Origin of the sequence: Roseomonas rosulenta (assembly GCF_016106005.1) — a bacterium.
GTDB lineage: Bacteria > Pseudomonadota > Alphaproteobacteria > Acetobacterales > Acetobacteraceae > Neoroseomonas > Neoroseomonas rosulenta.
This window is the reverse complement of the sequence record NZ_JACADR010000461.1, coordinates 1-2,087: the sequence shown is the minus strand read 5'-3', so window position 1 is coordinate 2,087 and position 2,087 is coordinate 1. Positions and strand designations below refer to the sequence as shown.

At 73.6% G+C, this 2,087-nt stretch carries 1 protein-coding gene; it reads left to right on the top strand.

What is annotated here, in order from left to right:
- Positions 1–153: 153 nt before the first annotated feature.
- Positions 154–2,087: peptidoglycan D,D-transpeptidase FtsI family protein (locus HW578_RS25810; RefSeq protein ID WP_198373573.1), on the top strand; the 1,934-nt coding region annotated here is incomplete at its 3' end.

Here is a 2,087-nt window from a genome sequence, read left to right as displayed (position 1 = left end):
CGCCCCGCCACGCCGGCCGTCACGGCGCAGCGCGTCGCCGCACCGGTTGTCACGCCCACCGTCGTCTCGGCCCTGGGCGGCAGCGGCCCCGCGCTTGCGCCGCCGGTGCCGATCGCCCGCGCCGCAGCCGCCACGCTGCCCGGCGCGCGATAGGTGACCCACATCCCCCCGTCCGGGGCGATGCGCCCGCCGGAACCCGACGCGGCCCCCGCAAGCAGCCACGTGCTGCGCCGCGCCGCGACCACCGACGCCCCCGCACGCACCCTGCTGCGCGTGACGCAGCCGGACCTGATGCGGCGCGCCATCCTGGAACGCACGCGCGGACGCCTGGTGATCGCCGCCTTCGGCTTCGCCGCGCTGTTCGGCGCCGTGGCCCTGAAGCTGGCCATGGCCACCGTGCTGAACCCTGCCGAACCCCGCCGTGCCGCCGCGCTGTCGCGCCCGCCCGCGCCGGCGGCGGAAGCGCCGGTCGCGCGCGCCACCGTCACCGACCGCAATGGCGAGATCCTCGCGGTCTCGCTGCCGCTCACCGCGCTCTACGCGAACCCGCGGCAGATCGAGAATCCCGGCGAGGTCGCGGACCGGCTGCGCCGCGTGCTGCCGCAGCTCGACCGCGAGCGCCTGGTCGCGCGCCTGTCCGGCGAGCGGCAATTCGCCTATATCGCCCGCGCCCTGACCCCGCGCGAGGTCGCGCAGGTCAATGCGCTCGGCGTGCCGGGACTGCATTTCGAGGAAGCCGAGCGCCGCTACTTTCCGCAGGGGCGCACCGCCGCGCACATCATCGGCGGCGTGGACGTGGACGGCCACGGCATCGCCGGCGTCGAGCGCTTCCACGACGAACGCCTGCGCACGCAGCCCAATGAACGCCTGCGCCTGTCGCTCGACATCCGCGTGCAGCTCGCGCTGCGCGACGCGGTGCAGCGCGGCATCACCGAGTTCAACGGCATCGGCGGCGCCGGCGTGGTGATGGATGTCCAGACCGGCGAGGTGCTGGCCATGGTCAGCCTGCCCGACTACGACGCCAACGACGTCGGGTCGGCGACCGTGGACCAGCGCTTCAACCGCGTTACCGTCGGCGTCTACGAACCCGGTTCGACCTTCAAGCTGCTGACGTCGGCGATGGCGCTCGACTACGGCACCATCCAGCCCTGGGGCGGCTACGACGCCTCGCGCCCGATCCGCGTCGGGCGCTTCGAGATCAACGACTACCGCGGCAAGAACCGCTGGCTCGCCCTGCCCGAGATCCTGGCCTATTCGTCGAACCTCGCCTCGGCGCACATGGCCGCGGCGGTGGGCGTGAACCGCCACCGCGAATTCATGCAGCGCATGGGCATGACCTCGCGCCTGCGCATCGAGATCCCGGAGACCGCCCTGCCGCTGGTGCCCGGCCAGCGCACCTGGCGCGAACTCAACACCATGACGATCGGCTTCGGGCACGGCATCTCGGTCACGCCGCTGCATGTGGCGACCGCCGGTGCCACGATCGTCAACGGCGGCATCCTGCGCCAGCCGACCATCCTGTGGCAGCAGCCCGGCGTCGAGCGCGAGGGCGTGCGCGTCATCAGCGAGCGCACCTCGGAGCTGATGCGCCGCTTCATGCGCCTGGTGGTGACCGACGGCTCGGGTCGTTCGGCCGAGGTGCCCGGCTACTTCGTCGGCGGCAAGACCGGAACGGCGCAGAAGACCGGCCCGCGCGGCGGCTATCTCGAGAACAAACGTATCGCCGCCTTCGTCGGCGCCTTCCCGATGTATGCGCCGCGCTACGCCGTCTATGTCATGGTCGACGAACCCAAGCCCAATGCGCGCAGCCATGGCTTTGCCACCGCCGGCTGGGTGGCCGCGCCGGCGGCGGGGATGGTGATCCAGCGCATCGCCCCGATCCTCGGCATGCTGCCCGAGACCGCCACGCCCGAGATCCAGCGCGCGCTGGCCATGCCGATGAACGGGCGCGGCATCCCCGGCCTTGCCGTGCCCGCGACCACCCCCGCGGTCACTCCGCGTCCCGCAGCACGGCCCGCCGCCCAGCCCTCCGCGCCGCGTCCCGCCGGCGAGCCTGCCGCCGCCGCGCCGCCGCAGCGGGAGGCCGG